General features: G+C 73.2%; 9 protein-coding genes and 1 pseudogene. 4 read left to right on the top strand and 6 right to left on the bottom strand.

What is annotated here, in order from left to right; all coding sequences use genetic code 11:
- Positions 1-5,354, bottom strand: a 5,354-nt coding sequence (locus LJ221_RS17320; protein WP_241717639.1) for a type I polyketide synthase, incomplete at its 3' end; no start/stop codon positions are given.
- A 934-nt stretch (positions 5,355-6,288) separates the two neighbouring features.
- Here LJ221_RS17320 and LJ221_RS17325 point away from each other — a divergent pair.
- Positions 6,289-6,609: pseudogene (locus LJ221_RS17325) on the top strand (transposase); the annotation flags it as partial.
- 30 nt (positions 6,610-6,639) lie between these two features.
- Here the strand turns inward: LJ221_RS17325 and LJ221_RS17330 are convergent.
- A complete protein-coding gene (locus tag LJ221_RS17330) occupies positions 6,640-6,795 on the bottom strand; it encodes a hypothetical protein (protein WP_241717640.1) in 156 nt (51 codons plus the stop codon).
- Between the two features lie 214 nt (positions 6,796-7,009).
- Positions 7,010-8,593 carry an ATP-binding protein gene (locus LJ221_RS17335; protein WP_241717641.1) on the bottom strand — a complete coding sequence of 528 codons (1,584 nt, stop codon included), beginning with the start codon at positions 8,591-8,593 and terminating at the stop codon, positions 7,010-7,012.
- Positions 8,594-9,651: 1,058 nt separating this feature from the next.
- On the opposite strand from LJ221_RS17335, the gene LJ221_RS17340 reads away from it, so the two are divergent.
- Entirely contained in the window at positions 9,652-10,650 is a 999-nt protein-coding gene (locus LJ221_RS17340) for a PP2C family protein-serine/threonine phosphatase (protein WP_241717647.1), read from the top strand.
- A gap of 49 nt (positions 10,651-10,699) precedes the next feature.
- Positions 10,700-11,062, top strand: coding sequence for a DUF3040 domain-containing protein (locus LJ221_RS17345; protein WP_241717642.1), 363 nt, complete (start codon positions 10,700-10,702; stop codon positions 11,060-11,062).
- Positions 11,063-11,101: 39 nt separating this feature from the next.
- Here the strand turns inward: LJ221_RS17345 and LJ221_RS17350 are convergent, their stop codons facing one another.
- The 3 genes from LJ221_RS17350 to LJ221_RS17360 are packed head-to-tail and all read right to left on the bottom strand — an operon-like array spanning position 11,102 to position 15,380.
- On the bottom strand, positions 11,102-13,612 hold the full coding sequence (locus LJ221_RS17350) for a glycoside hydrolase family 65 protein (protein WP_374228488.1): 2,511 nt from the start codon (positions 13,610-13,612) through the stop codon (positions 11,102-11,104).
- Complete coding sequence (locus tag LJ221_RS17355; RefSeq protein WP_241717644.1) at positions 13,609-14,475, bottom strand: HAD family phosphatase; 867 nt, start codon at positions 14,473-14,475, stop codon at positions 13,609-13,611. Before LJ221_RS17355 ends, LJ221_RS17350 begins: the two co-directional genes overlap by 4 nt.
- A gap of 38 nt (positions 14,476-14,513) precedes the next feature.
- Positions 14,514-15,380 carry a universal stress protein gene (locus tag LJ221_RS17360; protein WP_241717645.1) on the bottom strand — a complete coding sequence of 289 codons (867 nt, stop codon included), beginning with the start codon at positions 15,378-15,380 and terminating at the stop codon, positions 14,514-14,516.
- Between the two features lie 241 nt (positions 15,381-15,621).
- Between LJ221_RS17360 and lnt the strand changes: the two genes are divergently transcribed.
- Positions 15,622-17,030, top strand: a 1,409-nt coding sequence (gene lnt / locus LJ221_RS17365; RefSeq protein ID WP_241717646.1) for an apolipoprotein N-acyltransferase, incomplete at its 3' end; no start/stop codon positions are given.

The raw sequence follows: 17,030 nt of genomic DNA on the forward strand, positions 1-17,030 counted from the left end.
TGGTAGAGCCGCTCCAGATCCCAGCCACGGTCGGCCGGGAACTCTCCCACCGCGTCCACACCCTCCGACACCAGCCGCCACAGATCCTCCGGCGACGACACACCACCCGGGAACCGGCACGCCATACCCACGACCACCACCGGGTCGTCGACCACGGCCGCCACCGGCGCCACCGGTGCCACCGGTGCCACCGCACGCGACCCGAGCACCTCGTCCAGCAGGAACCCGGCGAGAGCGCTCACGGTCGGATAGTCGAACACCAACGTCGCCGGCAACCTCAGCCCCGTCACCGACTGCAACCCATTACGCAGCTCAACCGCCAGCAACGAGTCAAAGCCCAGATCCCGGAACGACCGAGACGCATCCACGCCCAACGCGCCCTCGTGGCCCAGGACCAGCGCCACCTGGCCCCGCACCATGTCCAGCAGCACCTCACGCCGCTCCACCTCGTCGAGCGGGGCGAGCGTGCGGACCAGGTCGGGGGTGCCGGTGCCGCCGTTCGCCATGCGGCGACGGGGGCGTACGAGTCCTCTCAGGAGTGCGGGAATCTCGGTGCGGGCGCGTGCCGCCCGCAGGTCCAGCGGGACGGGGAGGACGACGTCCGTGTCGCATGCGAGGGCCGCGTCGAACAGGTTCAGGCCCTCTTCGGCCGACACCGGGCGGATGAGCGCGGACCCGTCGTTCGCCTCGGTGGGCTGTCCGGCCGCCATGCCGGCGCCGTCGAGCTGCCACGGTCCCCATGCCAGGGAGACGGCGTGCAGCCCGTGGGCACGGCGGTGGGCGGCGAGTGCGTCAAGGTAGGCGTTGGCGGCGGCGTAGGCGGTCTGGCCCACGGGGCCGAAGGTGCCGGCGGCGGACGAGACGAGGACGAAGGCCTGGGCGTCGGGCACGAGTTCGTGCAGATGCCAGGCGGCGTCGGCCTTCGGGCGCAGGACGGACTCGAGCCGCTCGGGAGTCAGGGTGCCGAGAAGACCGTCGTCCAGGACACCCGCCGCGTGCACCACACCCCGGACCGACCGCCCCACCAGCACACCCGCCAGCGCCTCACGATCAGCCACATCACACGCCACCACCTCGACCTGGGCACCCAACTCGCCCAAGTCGAAGATGAGTTCACCCACCCCCGGCGCATCCACCCCCCGCCGCGACAGCAGCACCAACTCCCGCACCCCGTGCTCCCGCACCAGATGCCGAGCCAGCACCGCACCCAAACCACCCGTACCACCGGTCACCACCACGGCACCCGGACCGGCCCACTCCACCCCCACATCACCCGACCGACCCGCACGGACGAGGCGAGGGGCGGCGACGCGGCCGTCGGTGAGGGCGGTCTCCCGCTCGCCGCTCGCGAGAGCCTGACGCAGCCGTGTCCCGTCCACGGGCTCTGCGCGGCCCAGGACCAACAGGCCGATGCCGCCGGGATGTTCGGACTCGGCGGCGCGCAGCAGGCCGCGGACGGCCGCGGTCGCGGGGCGGTCGTCGCGTAGGGCGACCACCAGGCGGGTGGCGCGGAGGCGCTCGTCGTGCTGCCAGTGGCGGACCAGGTCGAGGGCCCGGGTGGTGAGGGTGTGGAGTTCGGTGACCGGGTTGTTCTCGCCGGGGCCGGCCATGAGGGGGGCCAGGACCACGCCGGGCAGTGGTGCCGTGTCCACGAGCTCGGTGAGGTCGGCGTGGACGGACACGCCGAGCGCCTCGCGGATCTCCCGGGCGACCGGGGCTTCGGGGGAGTCGGCGAGGACAGCGAGAGGACCGTCGTAGGAGGCCGTCTCGGGGGCCGGGATCCAGTCGACGCGGTACAGGGCGTCGGCGGAGGTCGCGGGGCCGGGGCGGGTGGCGTCGAGGGGGCGGGTGGTGAGGGCGTCCACGGTCAGGACGGGGGCACCCATGGGGTCCACGACGTCGATCGCGACGGTGTCCTCGCCCTGCGGGGTGATGCGGGCGCGCACCTTGGTGGCGCCGGTGGCGTACAGGGCGACGCCTCCCCAGGCGAACGGCACGCCGAGGCGGCCGTCGCCGCCGTGGGCCATGGCGTGGAGCAGGGCGTCCAGCAGGACGGGGTGGAGGGCGAAGCCCGCGGTGCGGTTGCCGGCGGGGAGTTCGGCCTCGACGTAGAGGTCGCCGTCGCGGCGCCACAGGGAGCGCAGGCCGCGGAAGGCGGGGCCGTAGGTGAAGCCGTGGTCGGCGAGGGTGTCGTAGGCGCCGTCGAGGGGGACGGGGTCGGCGCCGACCGGGGGCCAGTGTGCGGTGTCGAGGGCGGGGAGTGTGTCGGTTTCCGTGCCGGGGCTGAGGCGGCCGGTGGCGTGTGCGGTCCAGGCGTGGTCGTCGGGGCCGTCGGGGCGGGCGTAGATGGTGACGGGGCGGTGGCCGGAGGTGTCGGGGGCGCCGACGAAGGTCTGGATCTGGACGGCGCCGTGCTCGGGCAGTTCGAGCGGAGCCGGGAGAGCGAGTTCGGCCAGACGGTCGCAGCCGAACTCGTCGCCCGCGCGCAGTGCGAGTTCGACGAAGGCGGCGCCGGGGAGGAGGACGCGGCCGTCGATGCGGTGGTCGGCCAGCCAGCGGTGGGTGGCGAAGGACAGGCGGCCGGAGAGCAGCGCGCCGTCGGAGTCGGCGAGCGACACCGCGGCCCCGAGCAGGCCGTGCTCGGCGGGAGCGAGGCCGACGGCACGGATGTCCCCGGCGCCGCCGACGCCGGCGGCCGGCCAGTGCCGGTGGCGCTGGAAGGCGTAGGTGGGCAGGTCGATGTGATGGGCTGGGGTGTCGGCGAAGTAGCGCGTCCAGTCGACGTGGGCGCCGGTGGTGTGCAGGGCGGCGAGGGCCGTGGTGAGGGCCGTGGTCTCGGGGGTGTCCTTGCGCAGGGTGGCGATCGCGATGCCGTGCTCGGGTGCCGACTCGGCGACCAGGCCGGTGAGGACGGCGTCGGGGCCGAGCTCGAGGAAGGTGCATACGCCGTGGTCGAGGAGGGTGCGGAGGCCGTCGGCGAAGCGGACGGTCTCGCGGACGTGCCGGACCCAGTGGTCCGCCGTGTCCGGAGCGACGACGGTGCCGGTGAGGTTGGAGACGAGCGGGATGCGCGGCGGATGGAAGGTGATGCCGGACAGGGCTTGCGCGAAACCCTCCTGCATCGGGTCCATCAGCGGCGAGTGGAAGGCGTGCGAGACCCGCAGGGGTGTGGTGCGGTGGCCTTCGGCGGCGAGGCGTGCGGTCGCCTCGGCCACGGCGTCGGCGGGGCCGGAGAGGACCACGGAGGCGGGGCCGTTGACGGCGGCCACGGCGACATCGGCGGCGAGGTACGGACGTACCTGCTCCTCCGACGCGCGTACGGCGGTCATGGCGCCGCCCTCGGGGAGGCCGGCCATCAGCGAGGCGCGGGCGGTGACCAGGGTGCAGGCGTCCGTGAGGGAGAGCACGCCTGCGACGTGTGCGGCGGCGATCTCGCCGATGGAGTGCCCGGCCACGAAGTCGGGCCGCGCGCCCCAGGATTCGAGGAGGCGGAACAGCGCCACCTCCAGGGCGAAGAGGGCGGGCTGGGCGGTGCCGGTGTGGTTCAGGGCGGACGCGTCGGTGCCCCACATGGCCTCGCGCACGCCGGGCGGCAGAAGGGCGAGTGCCTCGTCGAGGGCGGCGCGGAAGACCGGGTGCCGGTCGTACAACTCGCGGCCCGCGCCAAGGCGTTGGGCGCCCTGGCCGGAGAAGAGGAAGGCGGTGGGCGCGTCGGTCGCGGTGTGCCGCAGCAGGCCGGGGGCGTGGCTGCCGTCGGCGAGGGCGGTGAGGGCGGCCGTGACGTCGGCGGGGTCGGCGGCGACGAAGGCGGCGCGGTACTCAAAGGCCGTGCGGGTGGTGGCCAGGCTGCGGGCCAGGTCGGCCGGCCTGGGCGGCGTGTCGGCTCGGTCCAGGGCGGTGCGCAGGCGGGCCGCCTGGGCGGCGAGGGCCTGCGGGGTACGGCCGGACAGGACGAGCGGTACGGGGGCGGGCGTGGGGTCTTCGGCGGGGTGGGGGGTGTCGTCGGCGGAGGCCTGTTCGATGACGGCGTGGGCGTTGGTGCCGCTGATGCCGAAGGAGGAGACGGCGGCGCGGCGGGGCTGTCCGGTGTCGGGCCAGGGGGTGTTGCCGGTGACGAGGCGTACGGTGCCGTCCGACCAGTCGACGTGGGTGTTGGGTTCGTCGGCGTGCAGGGTGCGGGGCACGATGCCGTACCGGATGGCCTGCACCATCTTGATCACGCCGGCGACGCCCGCGGCGGCCTGGGTGTGGCTGAGATTGGACTTCACCGAGCCGAGCAGCAGGGGTCGTTCGGCGGTGCGGGCACGGCCGTAGGTGGCGAGGAGGGCCTGGGCCTCTACGGGGTCGCCGAGGGTGGTGGCGGTGCCGTGTGCCTCGACGGCGTCGATCTGGTCGGCGGAGAGGCGGGCGTTGATCAGGGCCTGCTCGATGACGCGCTGCTGGGAGGGGCCGTTGGGCGCGGTGAGGCCGTTGCTGGCGCCGTCCTGGTTGACGGCGGAGCCGCGGACGACGGCGAGGACGCGGTGGCCGTTGCGGCGGGCGTCGGACAGGCGTTCCAGCAGCAGTACACCCACGCCCTCGGACCAGCCGGTGCCGTCGGCGGAGTCGGCGAAGGAGCGGCACAGTCCGTCGGCCGAGAGGCCGCCCTGCCGGCCGAACTCCAGATGTGTGGAGGGGGTGGACATGACGGTGACGCCGCCCGCGAGGGCGAGGGTGCACTCGCCGGTGCGCAGGGCGTGGGAGGCGAGGTGGAGGGCGACGAGGGAGGAGGAGCAGGCGGTGTCGACGGTGAGGGCCGGGCCGGTCAGGCCGAGGGTGTAGGCGATACGGCCGGACAGGACGCTGCCGGCGTTGCCGGTCAGGTGCAGGCCGCGGGCGCCGTCCTCCGCTCCCGCGCGGTACTCCTGGGCCATGGCGCCCATGAACACGGCGGTCTCGCTGCCGCGCAGGGCCGTGGGGTCGATGCGCGCGGACTCGATGGCCTCCCAGGTGGACTCGAGCACGATCCGCTGCTGGGGGTCCATGGCGACCGCTTCGCGCGCGGAGATGCCGAAGAACTCGGCGTCGAAGTCGGTGGCGTCGTGCAGGAAGCCGCCCCCGGAGGCGGCGGCCGAGACGGCGTCGAGGTCCCAGCCACGGTCGTCGGGGAAGGGTCCGATGCCGTGCCCGCCGGCGACGAGCACCTCCCACAGGCCGTCGGGGTCGCTCACCCCGCCCGGGTAGCGGCAGGCCATCCCGATGATGGCGATGGGCTCGTGGGCGGCGGCCTCGAGTTCCTGGACACGCTGCCGGCTGTGCCGCAGGTCGGCGGTGGCCCGCTTCAGGTAGTCCCTGAGCTTGTCTTCGTTGTTCATCTCAAGTCACCTCGACAGCGGTTACCGATGCGGGATGTCTACGGCTCGGCCGGACCGGTGTGTCACGGACCGGGCGGCTGCCCGGCACGGGGCATGGGCGCGCGCACGCGAGTGCATGCAGAGAGCGGCCGCCCCGGGGGTGGGCGGCCGCCCCGCCGCAAGGACCTGGGCCGGGACGCGGGTCGGGACGCCGGGGGCGGCTCAGGTCAGGCGGCGTGTTCTGCGGGTTCTCTGGGGTGCGGCACCGTGAGAGTCTCGGTCCGGGAGGACGGGAAAAACCCTAGTAACGCTGTTGCGATGAGCCGGTGTTCGGCGGTCGACGGCAGTCAGCGGCATTGTTCTCCAGGTAGCGGCAGGCTTTGTCCGCCGCGGCCCGCTGATCTGGGGACAGGCCCGCGCGGTCGGCCTCGGTGCCGTGGCTGCGGGGGCGTCACCGGCCAGGATCCGGGCGGCTTTGGTGCCCACCCAGGCTTCGGCGACCGGATCGGTGACAGTGTGGAAACACCGTGCGGCCGCCCATAACTTCTCCAGCACGTGCACGATGTCGAGGACGATCTGGATCTCGACCTTGCGGCGGGCGGCCTCGGCCCGGATCAGCTACCAGGCCATCTCGCCCTCCGTGCTCGCCCGGAATCCGCTCACCGCGATACGGCTCAGGTCCACCGTGCCCCCGTTACTCAAGAAGCACTACCCGCCGGAGTTCAAGCCGGACGTGGTCGCGCTGCACCAGTCGCGCTCTCCGCACAGGCCGCCGACCTCCGAGACTGAGACACTGCGGAACCGGGTACGGGCTGCCGGAGCAAGCCGGCCCCGGGACGGGCGGAGATACCCGCTGAGCCGCCCGATGCGCTGGAAGCGGAGGACGCTGCCCTGTGCAAGAAGGTCCGCGAGCTTTACAGGGCATCTCATTTGGCGAGTTCGATAGCTTGCTGCGGTGGGGATCGTTGAGCGGCTGGTGCCGGATGAGCTGTGGGAGTTGTTCCAGCGGGTGGTGCCGGAGGCGCCGACTCGTCCGCAAGGCGGAGGCCGGCGTCGGCATGGTGACCGGGAGGTGCTGGCTGCCAGCGTGTTCCTGGCCACCTCGGGCTGCACCTGGCAGCAGCTGCCGTCCGCCTCGTTCGGGCCGTCGGGAGCGACAGCTCACCGGCGCTTCACGGAGTGGTCGAGGGCCAGGGTGTGGGCGAAGCTCCACCGCCTGGTCCTCGACGAGCTCGGTGCCCGCGGCGAGCTGGACTGGTCCCGCTGCGCGATCGATTGATCGGTTACACCACGACAAGGGACGCCATCAACGGGCGCTCTGCCGCCTCATAGCTGGTCGAGAGACGCGACGGGCTGCCATGGCCTTCTGGGCACCGGAGGCGAGGCTGCCTGGGGCGCCGATGCGGCCCAGGGCGTCCCACTGCTCGGGGGTGACCAGAACATCGATCTTGATGTCCTCCACTGCGCCGACGGTACCGTCGGCGCAAGTTGTCGAAGAACGTGCTGCGGCCCCCCAGGGTTTCATGTGCTGGCACGGTACTGACGTGTCGGCACCGAACTGCCGTGATTCCTGGCTGCCGAGCCCCTCCGGCTCCCGCGCCGAAGCCGTGCTGCTCCGGGAACACGGCCACGGGAGGAGGATCCCGGGGGCGCTCCTGGCTGAGGTCTCCCGGCCGTCAGGCGCGCAGCAGGGTGACGGTGCGCCCGGAGGGCGTGGTCTGCTGCGAGAGGGCGGTGCGCTCGTGGACCGGGGCTGCCTGCGGGCGGGTGTCGAAGACGACGAGGGTGCCCGTGGACAGCTCCATGCGGTCCAGGTAGTCGTCCAACTGTGCCAGCCCCTCGGCGAGGGGGTCGGTGCGGCCCTGGCGCCACACCTTCAGCTCCAGCGCCTCGCGCTGCACCGCCCGCGAACCGTCGGCAGCGGTGTACGGCTGGCGAATCAGCAGGTCCACGCGCCGCCGGCCGACCCCGTATTCCCGGTCGATGAAACCCGCCCCGTTCACGATCCGGTGCAGGTAGGCCATCATCACCAGCTGTGCCGCGGCCTCCGGGTAGGTCGAGGCGGTGGCCAGGATCTCGCCGTTCTCCCGCCAGAACTCGGCGAAGGAGCACAGCAGCTTGTCCATGTCGATCCGGCCGTCCGGCAGCCGGAAGCTGCTCGGGGCGGCGACGACCTGGCCTTCCGTGTTGTTTCCCAGGACCCGGACAATGACCTCCTGGTAGATCGGATTGGCCACCCGCACCGGCGCGTCCGGAGCGACCAGCCCCAGGTCGCGCACGTACGCCAGATCGTCGTCGTACGTGTCCGTCGGCAGGAGCAGCTCGCCCGCGATCACCGGCTGGATCACCCGCCGCACCCGGTCCTCGCCCAACCTGGCGGCCAGCGAGTCCAGATGCGTCGCACGCGCCAGGATCAGCCGCTCCTTCGCCCCCTCCATGTGCTCGGCCGTGATCGGCGTGTCCGACGGCACCCCCATCTCCTCGACGACCTCCCGGGCCAGCGCGTTGACCAGCCACGGCTGTCCCTGGGTAAAGCTGAAGGCACATTCCAGCGCATCCACCGTGAAATCCTGGCCCGTCTGCGTGGTGTGCTGCCCGTACAGCTCGGCGACCTCGGCCACGGTGAAGTCGCCCAACCGCAGCGACGCCACCTTGATGTTGAACGGACTCGACGTACCAAGGCGCCCCGGATCCCCGCCCGAGGCCGCCTTGTAGTCACGCACATCCCGCAGCCCGCACAGCACCACCGCATGCGGGAAGCCACCACGGCTGACAGTGAAGCCATCGCGCAACTGGCGCAGCACACTGCGCAGGCTCTCCCCCCGCAGCGCGTCGATCTCGTCGAAGAACAGCACCAGCGGACGCGGACAGCTCCGCACCCACTCAGCCAGCCCCCGCGTGAGCCGGGACCCGGGCACCGCGCCGGGCCAGGAGGCGGGAGGCGCGAGCCCATCAGCAAGCCCAGCGGACTCCGCGGACCGCCGAATCGCCTCCAGCACCAGCAGCTCGGCCTGGCCATAGTCCTCCCCGGCCACCTCCGCGCTCTCGCACGAGAAGTGCAGCGCCGCGTACCGGCCCGAGGCCGTCAGTTCCCGGGCCATCGCCGCCAGCACCGTCGTCTTCCCGGTCTGTCGTGGCGCATGCACCACGAAGTACTGACCCTGCTCGATGTACCCGCGGGCCCTGGGCAGCCGCTCCTGGGCCGGCACCATGTAGTGACGCGTGGGGACGCACGGCCCGGCCGTATTGAAGTAGCGCATACCGCGCACGCTAGCCGACGGCACCGACAACCTGAGGCGACCGTGCACCCGACCACCGGCTACACCGCCCCGTACGGGCACGAGTGCCACAGCAGCGGTGCCCCGGTGCGGAGATCACCCGGCGGGCAGACGCGGAAACGCGGCCAGCGCCCGCTGGGGCGCGGTGACCGCTGGAGCGCCTCCGGCGACCGCCAGGGCATGCAGGTCACCGCGGCACAGCTCTTCACGTGCCGATCAGCTCATCCGGGGCACCGCTGTCGCCCCAGTCGGCCTCATGCATCCTGCCCTTGCCGAAAATCTCATCCGGGCTGGTGAGCGACCGAGGCGCGCACTGCGGCCAGAGCCTTGTCGGACAGTTTGGCCGCGGGTCAGGGGCCGGTTCCCCGCGACCACGAACGCCGGAAAGCGGCTGTACCTGCTTCGTCACGGCGGCAAGGAGTGGTTGGACGAAGATCGACACAGTCGCATCGCCGTGGAGACCCGCATGGGCCACGAGGTCGCCGGCGTGGAAGGTCTCCACTCGCACGTTACCCTGACCATGGAGCAGGAGATTGTCGATTCGCCGCAAAGCAGGTGACTGCGCCGTTCGTGGTCGACGGGGGGAGAGCACTGGAAGGCGCCATCTCCCGCCACTCTACCATTCGATCTTGAAAAGTGGTGGAAAATAGCAGGTCAAAGCCGCTCAGGACACGTGGACATAGTTTCGTTCATGAAGTTCATCTCGACCAGGAGCTTCATGCCGTTCGTGGTCTACCGGATACTGCTGGGCCTGCTGATCTTCGGCCTGGTCGCGGCCGGGGTGGTCTCCCCGCACGAGGGCGAGTCGGCGGCCGGGCGAACGGACCGCGCGGATGCCGGAACGAGAGGGGTGGTCCGGGCGGTCCGTGCGAGCGGGCGCGGGAAACGGCGCGACCGTGCGGGTCGCTTTCCCACACCGCCCCGGCCTGGGAAGCTGTTCCCAGACAGACGCGGGGCATCCGCACCGAACCCCGGAGTTCATCTTGGCCGAGCGCGACGACGACAGCTACCGACTCCTGACCGGACTGCCCTTCGCGGCCATGACCGTCGTCGTCCTGGTGGACGTGACGGCCGGTCCGGATGTGGGGTTCCTGCCGCTGCTGTCGCTCGGTCCCGCCTTCGCCAGCCTGGTCGGCGGCATGCGCCGCACCGCGCTGATCGGGCTGCTGGCCCTGCTCCTGTGCTTCTGTCTGGCCCTCTACGACGGCCTGCTGGGGGCCACGCGCGGCTATACGGCGCTTCTGTCGGTGGCCGGGGTGTCGGCGGCCGGGCTGGTCGCGGCCGCCATCCGCCAGCGGCACGAGGCGGAACTGGCCAGCGTGCGGTCCATCGCCGAGGTGGCCCAGCAGGTGCTGCTGCGCCCGGTGCCCCGGGCCACGGGGCACCTGCGGATCGCGGTGTCCTACACCTCGGCGGTGGCCGAGGCCCGGATCGGGGGCGACCTGTACGAGGTGGTCAACTCGCCCTCGGGGGTCCGGGTGATCGTGGGCGACGTCCAGGGCAAGGGGCTGGAGGCGGTGGAGACGGCCGCGGTCGTCCTGGCCGCGTTCCGGGAGGCGGCCTACGACGAACCGGACCTGGCGGCGGTGAGTGCCCGGCTGGAGCGCTCGGTCAACCGGCACATGACACAGGAGCGTTTCGTCACGGCCGTCCTGGCCGAGACCCACGAGGACCGCTCGGTGACCCTGCTCAACCACGGCCACCCCTCGCCGATGGTCGTCCGCGCGGACGGAACGGCCCATCTCGTGGAGCCGCCGGAGACCGCGCCGCCCCTGGGTATGGGCCTCGACCTCAAGCCTCCCGAGCCGTACGGGCTGTCGCTCGCCCCCGGCGAGCAGCTACTGCTGTACACCGACGGTGTGACCGAGGCGCGCGATCCGGACGACCGCTTCTACCCGCTGGTCCGGCGGGCCTTCCTGCTGCGGGAGAAGAACCCGGACATCGGGCTGGAGTCGCTGTGCCGGGATCTGGTGACGCATGTCGGCGGCCCGCTGCAGGACGACGCGGCGATGCTGCTCCTGCGGTACCGCGAAGGGTGAGCCGGGCCGGCTCCGGAAGATTCACCCGCTCGGTGAGGGTACTCGGCAGATGACCGACCGCAGCAGTCCGCACCGACCGAGCTGGACCGAGACCATGAACGAATCCCGCCGCCTCACTCTCCGAGAACTCCGCATCCTGCACGAGACCGAACGGGCGCTGCTGTCCGACGCCCGCCTCGCCGCCCTGTTCCGGGAGTTCGGCGAGACGGGGTCCGAAGCGGCCGGGCCGGCGACACCGCCCCGCCTGTGGCCGCTCGTCGGCGTCTGCCTCTTCCTGGTCCCGGCGCTGATGGTCCTGCATCCGGTGGCCGGCGTGCTGGTGTTCCTCTCCGCCGTGGTGCTGGGCGCGGCATGCCGGGCCGGCCGCCGCACGGACCACCGCCCCGGCGAGCCGGGGCCGGGCTCCGCCTGAGCGGCCCGGACGGCCTTCGTCTCCCGGCCTTCGCCGTCCTCACCTGTCGGTCAGGTCCAGCCAGGCCGACTCGCCGGGTTCGACGGTGACCGTCCGGTCGGGCAGCACCAGGCGCACAGGGGCCTCGGCCGACCCGGGCAGGCTGACACGCATCCCGTCCGAGCGCATCCGCACCCCCACTCCCCAGTGGTGCCGGTAGCGGATGGTGAAGCGGAACTGGGACAGTTCCGGGAGCGGCGCGGGGTCCAGCCCCAGGGCGCCTCCGTGGGTGTCCAGGCCCGTCAGCCCGCGCTGCACGAGGTCCAGCGTCCCGGCCATGGCGCCCAGGTGAATGCCCTCGGCGGTCGTGCCCCCCTGGATGTCGGCGACATCGCTGACCAGTGCCTCCTGTACGTAACGCCAGGCGTCGGGACGCCGCACCCGGGCCAGCACCCACCCGTGGACCAGGGAGCTGAGGGTGGATCCATGGCTGGTGCGGCGCAGGTAGTAGTCGACCGTGCGCCGCCACAGCCCGTCGTCGAGGGTGTGGCCGAGCCTCTCGAACAGGCCCGCCAGTTCGGCGGGCTGGAACAGGTAGCCGAGCATCAGCGCGTCGGCCTGCTTGGACGCCTGGTAGCGGTTGACGGTGTCGCCCTCGGTCTCAAGGATCCGGTCCAGCCGGCGGATGTCACCGTATTTGCGGCGGTAGCCCTCCCAGTCCAGCTCCGCCAGTTCCCCGTAGCCGTCGAACTGGCTGATGACGCCCGCGTGGAAGGGCACCCGCAGCCGCCGGGAGATGTCCTCCCAGCGTTCCAGCGCCTCCCCGTCCAGGGCGAATTTGTGGCACAGCTCATCACACAGCGGTTCGGGGACGGTCCGGAGCGTCTCCAGGGCCCGGCCGAGCACCCAGGCGGCGGTGACGTTGGTGTAGGTGTTGTCGTCCAGGCCGGGCCGCTCCCTGTCCGGATAGGCCTCGTGGTACTCGTCGGGGCCGACCACGCCGAGGATGCGGTAGCGCCCCAGATCCGCGTCGTACCGCGCGGCGCTCCCCCAGAACTGGGCGACCCGCAGCAGCGTCTCGGCACCCCGGGTGTGCATGAAGTCGATGTCGCCGCTGGCCTGCCAGTACTGCCAGACGTTGTAGGCGACCGCCGAGCCCACGTGGTGCTGGAGGCGGGAGTGGTCGGGCAGCCAGCGGCCCGAGCGCGGGTTCAGGTGCAGGGTCTGGGTCTCCTCACACCCGTCGCTGCCGCTCTGCCAGGGGAACAGCGCGCCCTCGTAGCCGCTGTCCCGAGCGGCCCGGACGGCCTCGGGCAGCCGCCGGTGCCGGTAGGTCAGCAGGGCACGGGAGACCTCCGGAAAGTGGACGTTGAGGTAGGGCAGCACGAACAGCTCGTCCCAGAAGACGTGTCCCCGGTAGGCCTCTCCGTGCAGCCCGCGTGCCGGGACTCCGACGTCCAGGTCCGTGGTGTGCGGGGAGAGCGTCTGCAGGACGTGGAAGAGGTGGAGCCTCAGGATGCGGCCCGCTTCGCCCGGCACCTCCAGCTCGGCGTGCCGCCATAGCTCGTCCCAGGCGGCGCGGTGGGTGTCGAGCAGGTCGGGGAAGCCGGGCGCGTACCCGATGTCCTCCAGCGCGGCGTGCAGGGGGTCGCTGACCGCGATGTCGCGTGAGGTGTGCAGGGAGACGGTCTTGACGACGGTCACGGGCCGCCGGGGCCGGACGACGACGGTCAGCCGCCGTGCGGGCCGCGGCCCGTCGAGGACGGTGCGCTCCGAGACGGCCTCGCCGCTCTCCAGGCGGGTGCGGGCGGCCAGGGCCACGCCGGTCTCCGAGTTCGTGGTGCGGCAGCGCACCCAGACGGTGTCCGGCTCGGCCGATCCGGTGCTGTGGCCGGTCAGATGGCGGCCGTTCAGGGCGCGGTAGCGCTCCACGCCCTCGTTGGTGACGCCGCCGTCGAGGGCGGATTCGAGTTCCAGCGTGCCGGTCCAGTTCTCCGCGGTGAAGACGGTGCGCAGTGCGGCCAGGTGCGGCTGCCCCATGTGGACCAGCCGGTGCTGCTCGACGCGCAGCCGCCGGCCGGCGGCGTCCTGAAGGCGCAGGGTCCGGGACAGGACGCCGTGCCTGAGGTCCAGCCGCTGCCGGTACTCCAGCAGCCCGCCCCCGTCGGGGGTCCACCAGGGCGGCGCGGTTCCGCCCCCGGGATCGCTCGCCGGGTCACTGCCGGAAGGGCTGTCGGGAGGGCTGTCGGGAGGGCTGTCGGGAGGGCTGTCGGGAGGGCTGTCGAGGATACGGAAACGCAGGGGCAGCCAGTTGGGCAGGTTGACCATGTCCTCGTTCTCGACGTCCCTGGGCTCCCTCTCCCCCACGGTGGACACCAGCCGGTTGTAGCAGCCCGCCGCGTACGTGCCCGGGTAGTGGGCTCCTCCGGCGTCCGTCTCGGGGGCCGCGCCCCGGGTCGCGAAGCAGCCGTTGCCCAGGGTGCACAGCGCCTCGCGCAGCCGTTCCTCCGCCGGCTCGTAGCCCTCGTAGGTCCATTCCCACCGCTTCGCGGTCCCCTCCGCCACTGTCAGCCCTCCTCGTCGTGCCGGCCGGTGCGGGCACCGGCCGGCAGCAGCTCGGCCAGATCGGTCACGACCACGTCGGCCCCGTGGTCGCGCAGATCTCGTGCGCTGGTGGGACCGGCCGTGCGGTCCACCCCGACGACCAGTCCGAAACCGCCCCGGCGACCGGCCTCGACACCGGCGAGCGCGTCCTCGACGACGGCCGCCTCCGCGGGAGGCGCCCCCAGCCTCCGGGCGGCCTCCAGGAACACCGCGGGGTCCGGTTTTCCGGGCAGCCCCAGCCGCGCCGCCTCGTGGCCGTCCACCACGGCGTCGAACATCTCCAGCACCTCCGCGCCGGAGAGCAGTTCCCTCGCGTGCCGGGAGGCGGATATCACCGCCATGGGCACTCCTTCACGGCGCAGGGCGCGCAGCAGCCGCAGGGTGCCGGGCCAGGCCTCGACCCCGTCCTGCCGCAGGGCGGCGGTGAACAGCCGCTCCTTGCGGGCTGCGACGGCCCGGACGGTGTCGTTGCCGGGCGGGTCGTCCGGCTCGCCGGGCGGCAGGTCGAGCCCTCTTGAGGCGAGGAAGGCGGCGGCGCCGTCCAGGCGGGACCTGCCGTCGACGTACCGCCGGTAGTCCTCCCGGACGTCGAACGGTCGGAACCGGTCCCGCGGGTTCTCCCGCGGCCGTCCGCCGCCGCGCTCGTGCCACTCGCGCAGACAGTCGTCGAAGGTCTCCTTCCAGGCCGCCGCGTGGACCCGGGCGGAGTCGGTGACCACTCCGTCGGTGTCGAACACCACGGCCCTCAGACCGTCCAGGCGATGGGCCGGCGGGTGGGCAGGCGCGGCGGTCTCCTCCGGGCCCCGGGCTGCGGCTGCGGCGGGCGGCATGGTCGCTCCCTCCGGTGGTGTCGTCGGGGTGGCCCGGGTCAGATGTGCTCCGGTACGAGGGCCACGGGGCAGTCGGCGTGGTGGATGACGGTGTGGTCGACCACTCCCAGCTGGAGGCCGAGACGGCCCTGCCGGCGGTGGGCGCCGATCACCAGCAGGTCCGCCCGGCGCGACTCCTCCAGCAGCACCACACGGACGGGGCCTTCCACGGCGTGCAGGTGCAGGTCGATCCCGGAATGCTCGCGGGCCGCGGCCCGCAGGGCGCCGTCCAGGTGGTCCATCGCCTCCCGGTGGCGAGCGCCGGCCGGACCGCCCTGGATCAGCGGATGGTTCTCCGCCGTGTGGGCGGGCCGGCGCCAGGCCCGTACGGCGTGCAGTTCGCAGCGCCGGGCGACGGCCTCGCGGAAAGCGAAGCGGGCGGCGGGCGAACCGTCCACCCTGTCCCCGACTCCCAGGAGGACCCGGCCGTGGCCGCCGGCACGGGCGTTCTCCCCGCCGCGTACGACGACCACCGGGCAGTCGGCCCGGCCGGCCGCCTCCAGCCCCACCGAGCCCAGCAGCAGTCCCGCGATCCCGCCCCGGCCCCGTGAGCCGACGACGAGGGCGAACGCGTTGCGGCCGGCGTGGACCAGCGCGGCTCCGGGTTCCTCGTCTAGGACGACGGTGGTCACCCGCAGTCCGGGGGCGCGCAGACGGACGCGTTCCACCGCGGCGGACATCAGTTCCTCCGGTTCCGGGTCCTCTTCCCCGCGCTCCTCGACGCCGTGGACCAGGCACAGCGGCACCGAGTGCCGGACCGCCGCGTCCGCGGCCCAGTCCACCGCGAGCAGGCTGGGCCCGGATCCGTCGACGCCCGCCAGCAGGGGGAGCTCCACCGCCGTCACCTCCTTGTCCCGGCCTCTCACGGGTCTCCCGGTCCTTGTGCCGCCCGTCACGGCCGGAGCGTCACCGTTCCCGGGAACCGGCGGGTCGCGGGTTCACCCGCCGGTTCCCGGGAACGGTGACCCTCATACGGGCCGGCGAAACCCGCGGCGGGCGGTTCTCGGCCACCTTCCGTGCGGCGCGGCGCCCGCCCGGTCCCCCTGTGCGGCCGTCCGGCGCGGTGGGGATTTCCGCGCCGGACGGCCGAGTCGAGGGAGGCGCGGCATGCGGATGTCCTCAGGGTCCGGGTGGCGGCGCGGGGCTCTCGCGCTCGCGGCGGGTGCGCTGCCCGCCCTGTCCTTTCCCGCCCCGTCGCTGTGGTGGTGGGCCTACGCCGCGCTGGTCCCGTGGCTGCTGCTGCTCCGTACGGCGGGCGGCGGGCGGCGTGCCGCCGTGGAGGGCTGGCTGGGCGGCACCGGTTTCCTGCTGGCCACCCATCACTGGCTGGCACCGAGTCTGCACGCCTTTCTCGTGGTGGTGGCGGCCCTGATGGGGCTGCTGTGGGCCCCGTGGGGGTGGCTGGTGAGGCGGCTGCTGGCGGGGGCGCCGGCTCCGGGCCGGGTGGCGGCGGCGGCGGTACTGGTGCCCTCGGCCTGGCTCGTGATCGAGCTGGTGCGCTCCTGGGAGTACCTGGGCGGGCCGTGGGCACTGCTGGGAGCGAGCCAGTGGCAGGTGCCGCCCGCGCTGCGGCTGGCCTCGCTGGGCGGGGTGTGGCTGGTCACCGTGTGGGTGGTGGCGGCGAACACCGCGCTGGCGGCGCTGGTCGCGATGCCCGGCGCACGGCGGGCCGCCGCGGCCGCGGCGGCGGTGTGCGTACTGTTCCCTGCCGCGGCCTGGGCGTGGGCGCCGCTGCCGCGGCCGTCGGGCACCGCCCGTGTCGCGGTGGTGCAGCCGGGTGTGGTCGACGGGGCCGGGGCGCGTTTCGACGCCGGCGAGCGGCTGACCGGCGCCCTGGCGGGCCGGGAGGTGGACCTGGTCGTGTGGGGCGAGAGCAGCGTCGGCTACGACCTGGAGGGCCGCCCGGACCTGCGGGAGCGGCTGGCGGCGCTGTCGGCGCGGGTCGGGGCGCCACTGCTGGTGAACGTCGACGCGCGGCGCTCGGACGGGCCGGGGATCTTCAAGAGCTCGGTGCTGGTGGGACCGCGGGGGCCCACCGGGGAGCGCTACGACAAGATGCGGCTGGTGCCGTTCGGCGAGTACGTGCCGGCCCGTTCCCTGCTGGGCTGGGCGACCGCGGTGGGCGAGGCGGCCGAGGAGGACCGCGGACGGGGTGACGCGCCAGTGGTGATGGACACCGGGCCAGTGCGTACCGGCCCGGTGGTGTGCTTCGAGTCGGCCTTCCCCGACACCGGCCGGGCGCTGGTGCGCGACGGCGCGGATCTGCTCGTCGCCCAGTCGGCGACCTCCACCTTCCAGGACAGCTGGGCGCCGTCCCAGCACGCCTCCCTGGCGGCGCTGCGGGCCGCGGAGAGCGGACGGCCGATGGTGCACGCCACGCTGACGGGGGTGAGCGCGGCGTACGGCCCGCGCGGCGAGCCGGTGGGCGGGCGGCTGGGCACCGGGCTGAGCGGATCCGCCGTCCACGAGGTGCCGCTCGCCTCGGGCGCCACCGTCTACGTCCGGTTCGGCGACTG

This window comes from Streptomyces sp. CNQ085 (genome assembly GCF_022614595.1).
Taxonomy (GTDB): Bacteria; Actinomycetota; Actinomycetes; order Streptomycetales; family Streptomycetaceae; genus Streptomyces.

What these genes read in the sequence shown, in the direction of transcription:
- LJ221_RS17335 (WP_241717641.1), bottom strand. Translation starts at nt 8,593, where the DNA reads ATGCGCTACTTCAATACGGCCGGGCCGTGCGTCCCCACGCGTCACTAC.
- LJ221_RS17340 (WP_241717647.1), top strand. Translation starts at nt 9,652, where the DNA reads ATGACCGTCGTCGTCCTGGTGGACGTGACGGCCGGTCCGGATGTGGGG.
- LJ221_RS17345 (WP_241717642.1), top strand. Translation starts at nt 10,700, where the DNA reads ATGACCGACCGCAGCAGTCCGCACCGACCGAGCTGGACCGAGACCATG.
- LJ221_RS17355 (WP_241717644.1), bottom strand. Translation starts at nt 14,475, where the DNA reads ATGCCGCCCGCCGCAGCCGCAGCCCGGGGCCCGGAGGAGACCGCCGCG.